Raw genomic sequence first — 14,397 nt, forward strand, 5'->3', positions numbered from 1 at the left:
AGTAACGCAGCCTTTATCCTTTTTCCAGCTTTTCAATCGCTTCAGGTGTTAATCCAGGGTGGCTAAATTGCGGCACTCCGTCTTCAACCGGAACGGTCTTCATCGGAGGCTCAAGACCGAGTGCGGCATAGTGCATCGGGTAGCCCTTCTTCCCAATGCGGTTGCTGTCGATAACTTTTTCTGTGGCAGACATTATGCATCTTCCTTTTCGAACTCTGGCACGAAGCGGCCCTCGCTATCGGTGTTCTGATCAAGGTCAGATTTGACGAACGGGTCATTGCGCTCAGCAATTACGACCCACGAAACATGATCGATACAGTTGTCATCCTCGCTGATGATTTCGAAAGCCCCGCCGTTGATCGCCCCCGGTTTCAGCCGCGCAAAACCGTCCTGGTTTTGCAGACTGGTAACAAGCGCATTCGTGGTGAGCGCGGCAAAAGTACCGGGCGTTAGGTTGCTGGCGGCGTCGATATCGACGGTAGCGCGACCACTCACAAGCTGCGTAGTGCCTCGATAAATCAGGTCATAACGAGGCGCTTCAACGAAGCCATGGCGAAGGTTGCGATTGTACGGATCAAGCGGGTGGTCAATTGTGAATGTGCCGCCGCCCTTTGAAATCGTGCCGGAAATTGAAGCATTGCCGTAAACCTGAATTGACGGCGCTCCACTTCCGCCGATGCGTACTTTTTCCGTACCGCTGTCGAGGAAGCGAAGGCCGAAGTTCGACACATCGGAAACCGAAGCCTCAATCGTTGTGCCGTAGACGAACCCGGCTGAAACCAACGCTATGCGGGCCTCATTTTTTGCAATTGTGACATCGCCTGTAAAGGTATCGCCGCTCCGACTAGCCTTTGCGTTCAGCGCTGTTTGCGTTGCTGTGCTGACCGGCAAGCCAGCCTTGGCCTGCAACGTTCCGTCGCCTTGGATGTATTGCGCATTTGTGCCGGTCGCGAGTGCAAGCAAGATGCGGCCAAGCGTTCCGATATCAATCGGCACCACATCGCCGTTAGCATCTGTCACGAGGGCTTTGTTTGCAGCTAGCGCTATCTGCTTGAGCGCCCCGGCCTCATCGGTTTGCAGAATTTGGCGAGCAGCCAGTACAAGCGCGGCCAGTTCCGCAAGATTGCCGTTCGGGTCCTGAACGAAGTCCGTCAACTCATACTCACCCGTCGGCCCACCGACTGGCACCTTCCCTTCCTCGACGCCGAGTTCGGCCAAGTTCATCAACACGCCATTGCCAAGCAGTTCGATAATGGTTGCGGCTTGCGTCGAAACCCGCGTGCCGTCGCCAAGCTGTCGCGCACGATATGCGCCGTCAACAATGTCCACTCCCGTCCAAGGTTCGGTAAGCGTCAGCTGGGTGTCGCTGTCGACACTGGCAATGACAGCCGTCAGGTTCTGGATTTGAAGCGTGTCACCTTCGCGAAACCGCGTTACCTCGAACAGCGTCCCGGTACCGGTTACCGTCACTGACCCATTGGCGAGCGAAATCGTTCCCGACATGTAGTCGGACAAAGTAGCCATAGATTTTTCTCCTGAGATCAGTTGGGCGTTATGCCGAAGATGTAGTACCGGACACCCTGAATACGGGCACCGTAATCAGGGCGCGTCCAGCTGCCAGCCTGACTGAAAGCATCGGACCAACCGCTGTCTGGCGAGCAGAAGAAATCGACATAGGTGTCGTTTACTTCGGCCAGCATGGAAATGTTGGAAACGTCTACCCCGCGCTCGGCTCTGTAGATCGGCGTCGTGACGCAGTTCGGGAACACGGTTGAATATTTCAGGTAAGGCACAAAACCGGCATTGTTGAAGTTAAGCCGATAGGTTCTCGCGCCCTTATATACCGCGTCCCCTGCCGACGAATTGCCAAAGCTCGATATCGGGATAAAGCCCTGTTCGATGATCTGGAATTGCGGATAGCGGCTGTCAAACAAGATATCGTTCGGACGGCTTGCCGGGTCACTTGTGCCCGGCTTTTTGATTTGCACATAGTCACGCAATCCATCATTGCCACGGAAGATGACCTGATTGCCGCCCGTCGATTTCGGCTGGTCATCCACGTTGAAGACGACGTACCGCAGGTCAACCGCGTCTTTCTCAGAATTGTAGAACGTGATGCTGTTGCCTGACACGGCATAGGACAGCTGCCAAGTTCCCGCCGCCGTTGTATCGGTCAGCAGCCCAGGTACGCGCCACGTTTGCCCGGAGACACGAAACATCACGTCAACAACCGCCCTTTGCGAGAGAATGACGCCAGCCGGTGCTGCAATCGTTCTCGATCCATTGGCCGGGATACTATTTTCAGTTCCGTTCATGACGCAGAGAGCCGGTGAACGATTGTTGGAGCTTATGATCGTGCCGAACTCATTGGTCGTGTTCACATCATAGCCTGGTCTGGACAGCACAAACCGGCTGGAACTCGCCTCCAGCGACAAGAGGTTCGGAGCAGATGTATAAGTCCGCATGGCCGATGCGTCGGCGGGCAAGTCCCATACACTTGGATAAATGGCGTTGGGATTTCTATTGTCGTTATAGATTAACTGCTGTTTCCAAACAAACCACTCGCCCATCCCAACGAAACCGGATTGTGAACTGCTGATAATCCCATTGTAGACCGTCGGGAAAGTCGTTTGTCCGCTAGTGGTCCCAACCAATCTTCCCATGACAGTATAAAACTGTCTTGCTGTGACAACGTTGTGGTTTGTCGATCCGACCAGTGCGTAGTAGCTTTGAAAAGCACCGCATTCAACTCGATTGGTCAGAAGATCAACCTGTCTGAATTCAGACATCGGAACATACCCCATATTTGGGTACGCATTTGTTATTCGATAGAACGTATTGACGTTAAAAAACGCGTCACCCGTACTGCCAATATTGCTACCTGAGATAACGACATTGCCCCGATCATTGGTGATGTTGAAGCTCGCCGGGAGGGTGGATAGCTCTGCCGAACGATAGAAAAACGGGTTCGTCGGAAAGACATAGGACAGGTTCTGTGTCTCCGAATTGAAGAAGAACCTGTCAAATGCCGTGTTTGCCAGCGTCAGTGGATCATCCGTGTCATATTTCAGGCACTTCAGAACCGGGCCGACACCCGGTTTGTAGCCAATGAATGTCTGGGTCATGTGAATATCCGCAGATCGGCAAAGTTGTCATAACCGCGCATGATCATCTTGCCGTTGTTGGACTGAAGCACGTCGAAATACAGCGTTCCGAGACGGGCATTCTGAATGTAGACCTGCCCATTCTGCACAACGAACGGATAAGTGAAGGTGCCGTTATTGTTCGGATCGGCAATCGCAAACTGGTTGGACACAACAATGAACTGACTTCCCGTCGGCGTGACATTGATGAACCAGCCTGCCTGTTTCCAAGTGTCGCCAGTGTTGATGCGGGCATAGGCAGATATTCTGGCCGAAGTGCCACCGCCGCCGACTGTGGATGTCATGCGCCAGCCAGAGTTAGCCACGGTTCCGTCAACCGAGGCATTCACGTCAGTGATCGCATCTGCGACGGCTGTGTACTGCCCTTCGACATTATCCACTCGCGTAGACAGAAGCGTCACGACACTGGCATCCGCCTTATCGTCAAGTTCGGCGTTCAACTGGGTCAGTTGCTGGACAATGGCGCTGTTTGGCCCGGTAGCCACATAGATGTCTTCGGACCACGAAGCCTTTGCCTTGCCGTAGGTGCTGGCAAGTTCGCGGCGAAGAGAACGACTATCAGCATAACCGGCCAGCATGCCGTCAGCGGTCTTGGTGGCGTTTTCCTGAGCTTGACGGATAATCTCGCGTCGGTCGCCTGTCATCCAGTTGATGAGGCCTTTCACGTCACCGTCGAGGCGCTCGTAATCGACTGGGCTATCATCGCCTGCCGCCTTAAGTGTCGTGAATGGCGTTTCTGTCGACCAAGCGACCGACCGGCCATTGTCGACACGCAACCGAGTCCGGACGAACCAGTCAGTCAGCGAAGTCAGGCCTTCAACTATTGGGACGTTGATTACGTCCCAAGTCACGAACTTGGTAAACACCTGCGACGGGTCGTTCGCTGGCCAATATTCGATATCGACGCCGACGACCGAGATATCATCAATCGGATCCCAGATTAGCCGCACAGCGGGCAGTTCGCCTTGTCCATCTGCAACGACAACAATTGGAATGGCGAAGAAATTTTGCACCTCGGCCAGATATTGCGGTGGTGGGATTACGATGATGTTCGGCGGGTTTGTTTCGTAGGCTGTCGGATCAAAAACGCCATTACTGATCTGCTGCAACGAGAGGGATATGTCGCGGGCACCATCAGTATTGATCCCGCCAAGCTGCCGCGTCAGAACCTGAAACGTGCGGTCGCCATACTTGGCGCTATTCCAGCGAACCCACCGGCCTTCTTTGATCGTGTCGAGGAATTTCGGATGAACGACGATTTCCGCTGATGCCTGATAACGAGCGCCGCGAATGGCAATGTCTGCCAGCCTGTCCACCTGCCGCACGTCAGTGACGGCTGCATATGGAATGGCGCTGGCAAGCGTTTCGCGATCTTCAGCCAATGCACCGGCATCGATACGGGTTGCGGCGTCCTTCGTTTCATAGAAGTCATCCGGCGAAACGTAAGAGGCCGCGACCGTGTTGATTAGCTCGGTGCGCTTGCGTTTCGCGCTGAAGCGAAGCGGTGCACCACGCTTGATGTCTGCGTCGGTGATGGTTGCAACGTTGGCCTGCGGAGCGCCCGCAATCGGGAATTCGCCGTCAACACGCTCCACCCACGAACCGCACATGGCTTCGAGTATCGGCGTCAGGTTGGCGTCGTGGTTGGCGCCGGGGCCATCCTTGGCAATCGCATGCCCGATCCATCGTACTTATTGATATCAACCCAGACAGGCTCGCCGTCGATAATCATCGCGCAGACATTTTGAGGCTTCGGAGCAATCGTGTCCGCAACCGTTTCGAGTCTGTCGATATTGCGCTTGAGTTTGATAGCGTCATCGACCTTGGTTGATGTGCGGCGATCGTGCTCGCGAACGTGGACGGGTTTCCCAACCTTGCCGCGCCGGTATTCCATGAAAACGTCGATCAGGGCTTTACGGACGGCTGCGGCTGCAACCGTCTTGGCGAACATGCAGATGAGAAGCGCTTGACCCTCGTTCAAGTAATATTCTGAAAATGGCTGGCCTCGGTAAGCGCCACGCCGTGTGGCGCTAGAACCGTAAGTCTCTAATTCTGCGAGATTTCTTTCAATTATTTGACGAATTGCGCGTGGGCGGGAAAAGCCCAATCCTTCACCTAGCCGCAGGTCCTTGATGCGAGGTTCATCGTCAATTTCTGTGTTTAGGTCTGCAATTGTAAACGTTCTTCTGGTATCAACCACATTAGCTCTGGTCATGGTCCAATCCTTATCTGGAGCTAGGCTGGTTTTCGCGTTGCACCGCGATGCCAGCCGCTTGTGCGATTTGCACAAGTGAACCAAATGCTACAAGAGAAACAACGTTTGTCAAGTCAACTTGTGCAAACGCTACAACTGTGTCATCTTGTACCCATGACTGACGAACCAAAAGATGTACGCCTACCGTTTATGGTGACGGCGTCAGAAGCCAAAGTTATCGATGAGTGGCGATATCGGAATCATATCCCGTCGCGCGCTGAGGCTATGCGCCTCTTGATTAATCGCGGGATAAAATGGGATGAGGCGCAAGATCTTTTCCGTAGTCTTACATCCATATTGGTTGAAATCTTAAAGGGCGGCAAACTTTCTGAAGCGCAGGTTGCAGATTTTTCCTCAGCCGTTAACCGCAACGCATCCACAGTCAAATCAATTAGCGAGTTCGAATATAAAAACTTTGAATCGATCCGTAAGGAGGTCGACGCTATCGTGGGCAGTATGCCGAAGAACGATTAGTCATATTGGCGGAGAATTTTTACGCGGCGTTCCTATAAGCAATAGCGACCAATTAGCTTTTTCAAACGCCATCATTAAGCTTTTCCAGACGAAAGACGACGCAAACGAAGAGTTGCTCGAGAGCCTTGAATCTTTACGGGATAATTTGGCATCGCAAAACGATTCAGGAGTGGTTTAAACCACTCGCCGCACCATGCAGCAAGTAAGCAGCCCCGCCGAAGCGGGGCTTTTTTGTTGAGTCACGTATCCTTATTGCGCGTGATTCGCGTCTTTTATGCGGAAATCAGTCCGGATGCGTGTCAGTATAGTAGTTACGTAAATTATTGTTTTTTTTATATATTTTTTCGAAACATGTTGATACGAAACTATTTTGATGTGCTGAGGCTTGCTCTTTTCTCGCGATACTTGCGATAAAATCCATATGGCAACAGTCATACACAGGAGAGTTGCATAATGGCACGGGACAAAGTGCGGCGTGTATGGCTGGGGGATCCCCCTCATCAAGGGATAATCCAACCCTGCCTGTATAGAAAGGAGGTTCACAATCCTTGAAGTAGCTATACTGGTTCTGGCCTTGCCGACAGCCATGTGGGCAGCCATCCAGATCTACGACCGCTTTAAGCGTTAGTAGTTGAAATACCCACCAGATACCCGTCGTATCTGGTGGTCAAATACGGAGAAAGCCCGCTAGGTCATCACCCCTGCGAGCTTTCCGTATTCACTGATTAGGAGGTTCAGCTAGACCCTTGAAGTGACCTTTATATACGGCTTGGCCGCTAGATAGTCAATATAAACAGGACTACACAAGCCTGTCTATTACCAGTGGTGCACTGCTTGGAAAGACATATCATTTGCCGTGATATCATCATCACCCATACTTCGCCAGCAGTGCGTCCAGGTCGTCCTGCGACGGACCAGATGATGCCTTTTTGATGCCCTTCGCTTCGCAATATCCATCAATGGCGATCACGAGCTCAGTAAGAGTTGAACGCCAGAATGTTTCTGGCGTCCAACGTAATGCGCCATACGCTGCGGCTTGCCACTGCCGCCAAGGGAAAGGTTCTACTTTGCCGTCTTGGCGGCTTCGGCGTTTCCCTCATCATCCTCGAAATGATGAGCGAGCGCCTTGGAAAAAGCTTCGGCGATTGCTGGGAAATGCTTGAGCTTGAGCTTTTCCAGCGCCTGTTCAGCATCTCCTTTGACGGTCAACGCGCCGATAGCGACACGCGTCGCTGCGACCTCTGTACCTGACAGGCGCACAAACAAATCCTGCAATGACTTGCATTCCAGTCGAGTGGAGACCACAGACAAGCCGCCCATCGTAGCCGCGATTACCAGATCGATGTCCGCAATCTTTAGCTCGACTTCACCCCGCGCGCCGTTCACTTCAGGCTTCATGGAGTGACCTCAGCCTCAAACGTGAGCGGGCCTGCCGCTTCGAATGTAGCGCTGAAGTCCATATTGCCTTCCTGCTCGCCGGAGAATTCAAAGTCCGTCACGAACCACGGGCCTTCATACGAACCAAGGCCAGGAACAATTACGATCGCGTTGAAAATCGCGGCGTCGTTCACCTTGCCGATAAAGTACGCGGAGTTCGCGCCCGCCACGAACTTACCGGAGCCGGTAAAGGTGCGCTGCTTGATCCCGGGGACGCCAGTCTTCTGCGGCGTTGCGCCCGGGTTCTGGCAATCAGGGATAAGCGCTGCCAGCGTGATGTCTTGTAAAGCTTGCGGTAAGCAGCTGCTTCGGTGCTGCGCTGATCAAGTCTGGCCATGCTTACCTTCGCACAGCTGCTTAAGAGTCAGCTGCTCCTAAATTGGTTGCGCGCATCGGGATCGAACCGATCATATCCGGCTTATGAGACCGGCGAGCAAACCAGCGCTTTCGCCCGCTGAAATAGAATGGAACAATTGAATGCACATTCCCGTTCTCTCCTCGTAATCGAAAAGGAGAATGAAATGGCACAGACCACCGAGGGCATGCTTTCCGAACAGATCGACGCACTGCGCAAGGAAATCAGCAGCCTATCGTCCCGACTGTCAGATCATCTCGGAAATCTATCCGGCGCAACCGACGACGCCCTCGCGTCCACGAAAGACGCTGTGAATGTGCTGGCCGAAGGCGCACGTGAACATGGTCAACGTGCTGTGCAATACGCACGCGAAAATCCCGGCACAGCATCGGCATGGGCATCCGTCGGACTCGTGGCCTTGGTTGCATGCATGCTAATGAAGGGCCGCGGCAGTCGATACCGATAAAACCATCGGCGGGGAGCCTACCGCAATAGGCTCAACCCGCCGAACCAGCCGCCGGAGGAGAAACGGCGCTGGAATAGTTACCCGGTCGTGGACCGGGGGGCATAGAACGCCCAATAAAAAGGCCCGCACACGGCGGGCCAATCTTCTAGTCTCTTCTCACCCATAGGTGACTTGAGTGCGCGTTACTTAAAATGATACTGATTTGTTGTTATTTATCGGATAGTTATCGTTATCCGCCTTGGGTTTTTGATGCGAAAAAAATCCATCAAGAACCGTAAGGCCACGATAAACGAGCCCTTTCCCGGCCAATGATGCTGCTGTTCCCTTAAACCCCTCAGCTTCGCCGACAGCTTGTAAAGTTTGCCCACCGAGAACGGCGTCTTCAACCGGGTCCAGCAAAGCGCCCAGGGCCGACCTGATGCGTGCCAGTACGGGCTTCTTGTCGATATAGTCAGCGAGTGTGTCCTCGTTTAGTTTAACGTGCAGGCTCTCGGTTCGACCTGACACCTGCTCCCCTCGATCATTGATAACTGACGCTCGAACCCGAACCGCAGGAATGTCGTAAGCGGATTTAGACCGCCGCACCTTCGACGAGTGAACCAGTTCCCCATCTTCAAAGCTTGAATAAAACACCGTAGCCGAGCCATCGGCCCCGCCATAGCTCTGGCCCTTCAGAGGCTCGGATTCGCACAACGCCACCAACTGACGATACTGCAATACCGCTGCAATCAGATCTGGGCGCTTATCCCTGCGCAGGACCGCAAGGAGCGGGAAATCCTCATCACGCGATTGAACGCAGTTCGGATCACCAATGGATTGGCGTTTTTCGATTTTCTTTCGCAGTCGTGTGAGAGCCCGCCTTTCTATGGTTCTCTTATTTCCAGCGAAATCTCGGCCAGATGCTCGATCTTCGGGAGTGCGGATAATCTTCGGCTTTTCATCTTCCTTTGTCGGCTCCACTGCACGAAGGGTGTACTTGCCGTTTTCATCGCGTTCAAACCTGGTGTCGGTTCGATATTCGTGATCACCCTTCATCCGTGGGTGATACTCGCTCACCGGCACCTGCAAATTATCGTTAGAAGCGTCGTATTGTCGGTAATACCCGTCAACAAATCCGATCCTACGCGCACTTGTCTCGTTGACGAACTGATGTGCGTCAATTTCCAGCATCAGATCATCAACGGCTTTCAGTTTGCCATCCGAAATATCCCGATACTCAAAAGAACGCTGATACGTTCGAACGGGCGAGCCAACTTCATTCAGGTAAATATCACCAGCTTTTTGAATTCGCATATCTCATCCTCGTGTTTTGGTTTGGTTGGTTGCGGTTGCGTGCCATGTGAGCTCCTCGTGTTGATTGCGGTATGCCGTTGGTAGCGGCAATCCCAGCATTCACCGCATTCGCAGGTCATGCGGCACCTCTTTTCGGTGCGCGGTGGTAAGTGACTGGCGCGCTGGAAACGTAACGGCCGTCAATAAGACGTGCCGACGCACGTGCTTCTGCTTTTTGCGCAGCTGTCCGGTAAGGCTTGCGGTTTGTCATGTCCCGCTCGCCAGTTCGCGTGTATTTTGTTTTCAAGATTGCCTCCTCATAGGGAGGTTAGTCGTCGGCCCCGTCATCCTCGCGGTCGGCCTGCCTCAAAAGGCTAGTGGACTGTGCCTGTAAACGGCCCGTCCAAAATGGTTATGCGGGGCAGAGAGACATAAATGTCCATGCATCCTCCCGAATAACCGCCATTAAAAGTTGTGCGGCGCACAACGGTCTTCTCAGTCGGGCTTGGCGGCGGTAGCGTGGGCGTTCTTTCCGAAAGCAGCGACCAAGCATGGCCTCTGGTAATACCCATCAATTCCGCGATCTTCCCAAATGACGCGCCCTTCTTACGGTGCGCGGCGGCAGTCGCCTGCAGTTCGTGTCTTGATGAATGCTGCATGTCTCCTCGTGTCGGTTGGTGACGGTTGACAAGTGCCGCGTCTAACGGCATCTGTCTGGTCGGCCCGGGTGGTACTGGGCAAGGAAATCGCGGTGTAGAAGCGGCTTCGGCCCTCCTCGTGTTAACCGCGACGTACGGGCAGGCTGGGGTAACGGGTGGTGCCGACCCATAACAGCCTGCTTTTTAGATGGCCGTCTTATACTGCGACCAGATAATCGCGGCGAATTCCTGCCGATCGGCTTCGTCCAGCGCGGCCCATGCATCCCAGAACGCTTGACGCTTTCTGGCTTTGTTTGATGTCACTGCTTTTGCGGTGCCCTCGGCAATAATCTCTAGTGCCTTATCGGCGGTTATTGGCTTGAGCTCCGGCGCTGGGCGTGCGCTAACCTTTTCGCCACGCTCTGCTCGGTTGATAAGGTTTTCGCGTTGCTCGGTGGGCAGTTTTGCTAGGGCGTCCATTTCGACGCCTTTATCAAGGCTGGTGCCAACAATGCGGTTGATGTCGGAGCCGAGATCGCGGGCACGGGCGATTTTGACATTGATCTGCGTCTTGCTGTCGCCAGTTAACTCAGACAATTCTGACGCGAACTCTTTTGGACGGTGCCCACGTCCATCTTCCCTTTACTTTCAATCGAACGGTTTCCGTCCGATTGAAGTTTTTTCCATATCTCCTGTCTACGACCGATATGTGCCGCCTCCTCGGCAGGCGACAGTTCTGCGCGTGCAAGATTTTCGTCGATCTCCATAAGCTCGGCGCGAAGATCGTCGACCTCGTAAACTTCACATTCAATCACTTCGCGTCCGAGTAACTGCATGGCCAGCAAACGGTGCCGACCATATATGAGGACGGGGACAGGCGATCCTTTGCCTGACGCTTATCGCCGATATCTACTGTGCGCATTGAGCGCTTTGTTACGCCATAAGAAACGACAGTTTCGATCGTCTTCCCGGTCAGGAGGACCCCGAATGAACGATGTTGACCGTCATTCATCGATCCATCCTTGCATACGATGATCGATTCTCCATTAACCTCAAACCGGCCATCAGCGATGTCGCGCATGATCTTGGCGAGGTTGGCGGACCGCACTCGGCGGTTACCTTCATTGTTCAGCAGAAGGATCTGAGCCCGCTCAGGCGTGATGATATGTACATTGGCGTGGGGATCGCCATCTATAATCATTCGGCGATGCCAAGCTTTTGCCTTGTCGAATTCTTGCGTGTTGCCGAATACAAAAAAACCGTCATCATTATCAGCATTGATCAGGCGCGCGGCAATACGAGCAGCGTTTTCAAACTGCCGCTCCTGCACGAGGCGGAATACTCGTTCGTGTTCGGTTTCATTCGGCGATGCTGGCTTGACTGCTATCGCTCGAGTGGCGAGGCCAGCGGTGGCCACCTTCGGCTGGTCCTCAAGAATACGCGGCTTCGCAATGAAGGCCGGCTTATTAAACAGCGCTTCGGCACGAGCGCGCTCTGGCGTGTATCTCTTGCTGCGGGTTGTCACCGGTATTTCCCGGCCTCTAGCTTGTACAATCTGCATGTCATTCTCCTCATGGTTGTGTTTCAATTTTCGGCATGCTTATGTGTAGACGTCGGTGGGGAGCAAATAGCCACTCTGCAGCTTCGGCTGTTCTCATGTAGGCGAAGCGGCGCATCACTGCGTTCGCTGAGAGGCGGCTTTAACCGTCAGAGCGTGGAGGTATTGGCTTATGCTGAAACCTAAGTTGATCGCAGTTCGTGCTTACGTGCGTCTGCGATTTGGCCGACTTGAGCATGTGTGTGCTCATTGGCGGTCATGGCCGGGACAACTGGCCTTCGATTTCTAGGCTGGCGTTACAAACCGGCTAGTCCCCACCGACGCCTGCTAATAAGCATGCGTCGCACGCCACTAGCCATCTCAGGCTAGCAGCGTCCCTATTGTCCTACGGTGGGCGGTTGTCATTGTCTGCTGGTCTGGTGTCCATCGTCATTCTCCTCGTGTTTTCTGGTCGGTCAATCTTAGGTTGGTACTATCTGTCCGGTCGCGGAAGCTCCGGCTTCTCTTTGTGCAACTCATTCTCCTTTTCTGTGCTCCGGTCTTCTTTGGGCCGGTTGATGAGAAAGGTTATATACGCGATTCGTATTTTCGTCAACTTATTACATACGTTTTTCGTATTTTCCGCTGTGACTACAAAAAAGGGCCGCTATAGCGACCCTTTACTACTATCCGATTAGCGTATTAAAACTGGCGCCAGAATTCCCGCGAAATGCGTATCACCAGCTTGCGAGCCCAAACGATCCGGACATCTTCTATGTCTGGTGCATTCGTACTAGATAACGTGAATAGCCCAGGCTCCGATCCGCGGCGGATCGTTTTGATTAGCATCCTGTCGTCCTCAAGGCGAACCATGCACGTCTGGCCAAGCGCATCGTCCGCAGTCAACTCCTTCCCCGAATAGGCAACTAGGTCGCCATCCTCGAATATCGGATACATGCTGTCGCCACGTACGATAGCGCCGACCGTACCCTGCGGCAGCGCTGCCGCTACAGAAACCTCATATAACGGATCACCATCATCAATTGGATATACAGCCGCACCTGCCCCGACATAGCCTAGCACTGGAATCACAGATTTGCGATCCGGCATAGGCAACCCACTCAATCGGCTCATGACGACCATTTCATGAGCTTTAAGCTGACGCTTGCCTTTGAGTATTTCGCTAATGGTAGGCTGACGACCGAGACCGAGCTCTTTCGCTACTTGCTCTTGGGTGAGCCCGCTGGCTTCTAAGGCCTCCGCAAACCACTTAATTACTTCGCTATCCATAAAAGCGTTATCGCATAATCGTATATTTATGTCATATACGCTTTTCGTATTTCCGGCTTGACCTTTTAATACGTTTATCGTATATACCTCCCCAGCAGCACGAAGACAGCCTCACCAGCTTGATCTGCTGACCCACCGACCAAAACACGAGGAGAAACCCAAATGTCAGCAACAGCACCGAGAAGAAGAAGCTCAAAACCTCGCCTGAACGAAATCATCGGCGGCGGATTCTTTGTATTCCGCCGCGGCAAGAAGACTGGCCGCGTTGGCGTCTTCACCACCATGCCATACGAACACGGCTCGTTTGAGCAGGCCTTGGCAGAAGCGACACGTCTCGCTGCCCTGTGCCCCGGCGAGACGTTCGAAGTTTTCCAGACGAGCGGCGCCGTAGCCTGCTGCACGCCGGTAGATCTGGCGGAGGCTGCGTAAAATGGAACGGAACCCAGCCACGGAACTCGAAGCCGCGCCCCTCCCGCGCGGACAGAAGAATATCGTCGATGCGCTGACAGCTATTTATCCGCGTCGCATCTACATCGACGATCTAGTCGACAACGTCTACGCCTTTGACCCAAACGGCGGTCCTGATGGCGCGCAAAACGTTGTGCGAGTGCAAATCAGTCGCCTGCGCAAGATGCTGCCACCCCACGGATGGACAATTCCAAAACAAAGCTGCGGACGCGGCAATCAGGGCTTTTACTACCTTGAGCCTATCGCTAACGACAACGTTCCAGCAGCGGATCGGGCGGCACCAGACCGGAGGGCTGCAGCATGAATCGCGCTTTGCTTGAGCTGCTCGCCGACGACGAGTTCGAAACGGAAACCGACGCGCCGAAGGCCTACAATGCCGAGCCTATGCGCCGCCCTGACTACAAGGCCCGCAAGCATGGCCGACCACAGCCGTGGCTGCGCTATGCGGCACGCGAAGCGGTCGAGATGACCGTTGTTGTAGCCTTTTGCGTTGCCGCGTGCGGCGTTGGGTTGGGGCTTGTAGCATGAGGCGCGAAAGATAGCGACGGGGCGCTTAGGCCCCCGAACCTCAAAGAATGACAGCCTTGCGCGTTTTTGCGCCACGGTTTTTTGCACCCACCAAAACACGAGGAGACCCTATGTCCAGATGCATCACACACGCCGCTATGGCACCCATCCTGACCGCCGCCGAATTCCAGCAGCAAGGCACGAACGCCGCGCAAGTCCTATCGATTTCAAAAGCCGTCCGAGCGCTCGGTTATCATTCCGAGGCTGAGAGGCTGCGCGACACCGCTTTCGAACTGGCGCGCATTACCTGCGTTCGGTTCCGCTATGGCGCTCCCCGCCAGCGTCGCAGCCCGGCCAACGACAACCGCCGCCGGGCGCGGAGGCAGTAAGAGCTCGAAGCACCTAAGCTGCGATATCTCTATCAAGGTTCATTAGGTATTCAACGAGCTCTTCCGCATCTCTCTTCCGGAGAGAACAGCACAATTGGCCATGAAGGGAGACAGGTTGGTTCGTTACTGTTTCTTGTACTGACCAA

Annotated in this window: 17 protein-coding genes and 1 pseudogene; 6 read left to right on the forward strand and 12 right to left on the reverse strand. The window is 53.9% G+C overall.

Annotated elements, in window-relative coordinates; all coding sequences use genetic code 11:
* Positions 1–13: 13 nt before the first annotated feature.
* Genes QLQ11_RS15560 through QLQ11_RS15580 form a run of 5 tightly spaced genes read right to left on the reverse strand, consistent with a single transcriptional unit; the run spans position 14 to position 5,379 of the window.
* Positions 14–193 (reverse strand): hypothetical protein, encoded by a 180-nt coding sequence (locus tag QLQ11_RS15560; RefSeq protein ID WP_283736195.1) that lies wholly within the window; start codon positions 191–193, stop codon positions 14–16.
* The gene (locus QLQ11_RS15565; protein ID WP_283736196.1) at positions 193–1,524 is read right to left on the reverse strand and encodes a hypothetical protein; all 1,332 of its coding nucleotides are present in this window, start codon (positions 1,522–1,524) and stop codon (positions 193–195) included. Before QLQ11_RS15565 ends, QLQ11_RS15560 begins: the two co-directional genes overlap by 1 nt.
* A gap of 17 nt (positions 1,525–1,541) precedes the next feature.
* Positions 1,542–3,125, reverse strand: coding sequence for a hypothetical protein (locus QLQ11_RS15570; RefSeq protein WP_371835963.1), 1,584 nt, complete (start codon positions 3,123–3,125; stop codon positions 1,542–1,544).
* Entirely contained in the window at positions 3,122–4,774 is a 1,653-nt protein-coding gene (locus QLQ11_RS15575) for a DUF1983 domain-containing protein (RefSeq protein WP_283736199.1), read from the reverse strand. Before QLQ11_RS15575 ends, QLQ11_RS15570 begins: the two co-directional genes overlap by 4 nt.
* 17 nt (positions 4,775–4,791) lie before the next feature.
* Positions 4,792–5,379 carry a hypothetical protein gene (locus QLQ11_RS15580; protein WP_283736200.1) on the reverse strand — a complete coding sequence of 196 codons (588 nt, stop codon included), beginning with the start codon at positions 5,377–5,379 and terminating at the stop codon, positions 4,792–4,794.
* Positions 5,380–5,532: 153 nt separating this feature from the next.
* On the opposite strand from QLQ11_RS15580, the gene QLQ11_RS15585 reads away from it, so the two are divergent.
* A complete protein-coding gene (locus QLQ11_RS15585; RefSeq protein ID WP_283736201.1) occupies positions 5,533–5,892 on the forward strand; it encodes a hypothetical protein in 360 nt (119 codons plus the stop codon).
* A gap of 868 nt (positions 5,893–6,760) precedes the next feature.
* On the opposite strand, the pseudogene QLQ11_RS15590 reads toward QLQ11_RS15585, so the two are convergent.
* The 3 genes and pseudogenes from QLQ11_RS15590 to QLQ11_RS15600 form a co-directional block, all read right to left on the reverse strand.
* A pseudogene (locus QLQ11_RS15590) lies at positions 6,761–6,937 on the reverse strand (phage tail assembly chaperone); the annotation flags it as partial.
* A 17-nt stretch (positions 6,938–6,954) separates the two neighbouring features.
* The gene (locus QLQ11_RS15595; RefSeq protein WP_371835964.1) at positions 6,955–7,290 is read right to left on the reverse strand and encodes a hypothetical protein; all 336 of its coding nucleotides are present in this window, start codon (positions 7,288–7,290) and stop codon (positions 6,955–6,957) included.
* Positions 7,287–7,607, reverse strand: coding sequence for a phage tail tube protein (locus tag QLQ11_RS15600; protein ID WP_349496910.1), 321 nt, complete (start codon positions 7,605–7,607; stop codon positions 7,287–7,289). Before QLQ11_RS15600 ends, QLQ11_RS15595 begins: the two co-directional genes overlap by 4 nt.
* A gap of 243 nt (positions 7,608–7,850) precedes the next feature.
* Between QLQ11_RS15600 and QLQ11_RS15605 the strand changes: the two genes are divergently transcribed.
* Entirely contained in the window at positions 7,851–8,150 is a 300-nt protein-coding gene (locus QLQ11_RS15605) for a hypothetical protein (protein WP_241084472.1), read from the forward strand.
* Between the two features lie 186 nt (positions 8,151–8,336).
* Here QLQ11_RS15605 and QLQ11_RS15610 read toward each other — a convergent pair whose 3' ends face one another.
* The 4 genes from QLQ11_RS15610 to QLQ11_RS15625 all read right to left on the reverse strand — a co-directional run bounded on the left by QLQ11_RS15610 (position 8,337) and on the right by QLQ11_RS15625 (position 12,887).
* The gene (locus tag QLQ11_RS15610) at positions 8,337–9,443 is read right to left on the reverse strand and encodes a hypothetical protein (protein ID WP_283736203.1); all 1,107 of its coding nucleotides are present in this window, start codon (positions 9,441–9,443) and stop codon (positions 8,337–8,339) included.
* Positions 9,444–10,264: 821 nt separating this feature from the next.
* The gene (locus tag QLQ11_RS15615; RefSeq protein ID WP_283736204.1) at positions 10,265–10,657 is read right to left on the reverse strand and encodes a hypothetical protein; all 393 of its coding nucleotides are present in this window, start codon (positions 10,655–10,657) and stop codon (positions 10,265–10,267) included.
* Positions 10,658–10,871: 214 nt separating this feature from the next.
* Positions 10,872–11,621 (reverse strand): hypothetical protein, encoded by a 750-nt coding sequence (locus tag QLQ11_RS15620; RefSeq protein WP_283736205.1) that lies wholly within the window; start codon positions 11,619–11,621, stop codon positions 10,872–10,874.
* A gap of 678 nt (positions 11,622–12,299) precedes the next feature.
* On the reverse strand, positions 12,300–12,887 hold the full coding sequence (locus QLQ11_RS15625; protein ID WP_109367056.1) for a S24 family peptidase: 588 nt from the start codon (positions 12,885–12,887) through the stop codon (positions 12,300–12,302).
* A gap of 162 nt (positions 12,888–13,049) precedes the next feature.
* Between QLQ11_RS15625 and QLQ11_RS15630 the strand changes: the two genes are divergently transcribed.
* From QLQ11_RS15630 to QLQ11_RS15645, 4 genes are all read left to right on the forward strand, one after another.
* The gene (locus QLQ11_RS15630; protein ID WP_283736206.1) at positions 13,050–13,316 is read left to right on the forward strand and encodes a hypothetical protein; all 267 of its coding nucleotides are present in this window, start codon (positions 13,050–13,052) and stop codon (positions 13,314–13,316) included.
* A 1-nt stretch (position 13,317) separates the two neighbouring features.
* The gene (locus QLQ11_RS15635) at positions 13,318–13,659 is read left to right on the forward strand and encodes a helix-turn-helix domain-containing protein (protein ID WP_283736207.1); all 342 of its coding nucleotides are present in this window, start codon (positions 13,318–13,320) and stop codon (positions 13,657–13,659) included.
* Positions 13,656–13,883 (forward strand): hypothetical protein, encoded by a 228-nt coding sequence (locus QLQ11_RS15640; RefSeq protein WP_266035548.1) that lies wholly within the window; start codon positions 13,656–13,658, stop codon positions 13,881–13,883. Before QLQ11_RS15635 ends, QLQ11_RS15640 begins: the two co-directional genes overlap by 4 nt.
* 110 nt (positions 13,884–13,993) lie before the next feature.
* A complete protein-coding gene (locus QLQ11_RS15645) occupies positions 13,994–14,251 on the forward strand; it encodes a hypothetical protein (RefSeq protein ID WP_283736208.1) in 258 nt (85 codons plus the stop codon).
* Positions 14,252–14,397: the final 146 nt, after the last annotated feature.

The sequence above is a fragment of the Ochrobactrum sp. SSR genome (assembly GCF_030067775.1).
Classification (GTDB): Bacteria; Pseudomonadota; Alphaproteobacteria; order Rhizobiales; family Rhizobiaceae; genus Brucella; species Brucella teleogrylli.

What these genes read in the sequence shown, in the direction of transcription:
- QLQ11_RS15560 (WP_283736195.1), bottom strand. Translation starts at nt 193, where the DNA reads ATGTCTGCCACAGAAAAAGTTATCGACAGCAACCGCATTGGGAAGAAG.
- QLQ11_RS15565 (WP_283736196.1), bottom strand. Translation starts at nt 1,524, where the DNA reads ATGGCTACTTTGTCCGACTACATGTCGGGAACGATTTCGCTCGCCAAT.
- QLQ11_RS15570 (WP_371835963.1), bottom strand. Translation starts at nt 3,125, where the DNA reads ATGACCCAGACATTCATTGGCTACAAACCGGGTGTCGGCCCGGTTCTG.
- QLQ11_RS15575 (WP_283736199.1), bottom strand. Translation starts at nt 4,774, where the DNA reads ATGTGCGGTTCGTGGGTGGAGCGTGTTGACGGCGAATTCCCGATTGCG.
- QLQ11_RS15580 (WP_283736200.1), bottom strand. Translation starts at nt 5,379, where the DNA reads ATGACCAGAGCTAATGTGGTTGATACCAGAAGAACGTTTACAATTGCA.
- QLQ11_RS15585 (WP_283736201.1), top strand. Translation starts at nt 5,533, where the DNA reads ATGACTGACGAACCAAAAGATGTACGCCTACCGTTTATGGTGACGGCG.
- QLQ11_RS15595 (WP_371835964.1), bottom strand. Translation starts at nt 7,290, where the DNA reads ATGAAGCCTGAAGTGAACGGCGCGCGGGGTGAAGTCGAGCTAAAGATT.
- QLQ11_RS15605 (WP_241084472.1), top strand. Translation starts at nt 7,851, where the DNA reads ATGGCACAGACCACCGAGGGCATGCTTTCCGAACAGATCGACGCACTG.
- QLQ11_RS15610 (WP_283736203.1), bottom strand. Translation starts at nt 9,443, where the DNA reads ATGCGAATTCAAAAAGCTGGTGATATTTACCTGAATGAAGTTGGCTCG.
- QLQ11_RS15620 (WP_283736205.1), bottom strand. Translation starts at nt 11,621, where the DNA reads ATGCAGATTGTACAAGCTAGAGGCCGGGAAATACCGGTGACAACCCGC.
- QLQ11_RS15625 (WP_109367056.1), bottom strand. Translation starts at nt 12,887, where the DNA reads ATGGATAGCGAAGTAATTAAGTGGTTTGCGGAGGCCTTAGAAGCCAGC.
- QLQ11_RS15630 (WP_283736206.1), top strand. Translation starts at nt 13,050, where the DNA reads ATGTCAGCAACAGCACCGAGAAGAAGAAGCTCAAAACCTCGCCTGAAC.
- QLQ11_RS15635 (WP_283736207.1), top strand. Translation starts at nt 13,318, where the DNA reads ATGGAACGGAACCCAGCCACGGAACTCGAAGCCGCGCCCCTCCCGCGC.
- QLQ11_RS15640 (WP_266035548.1), top strand. Translation starts at nt 13,656, where the DNA reads ATGAATCGCGCTTTGCTTGAGCTGCTCGCCGACGACGAGTTCGAAACG.
- QLQ11_RS15645 (WP_283736208.1), top strand. Translation starts at nt 13,994, where the DNA reads ATGTCCAGATGCATCACACACGCCGCTATGGCACCCATCCTGACCGCC.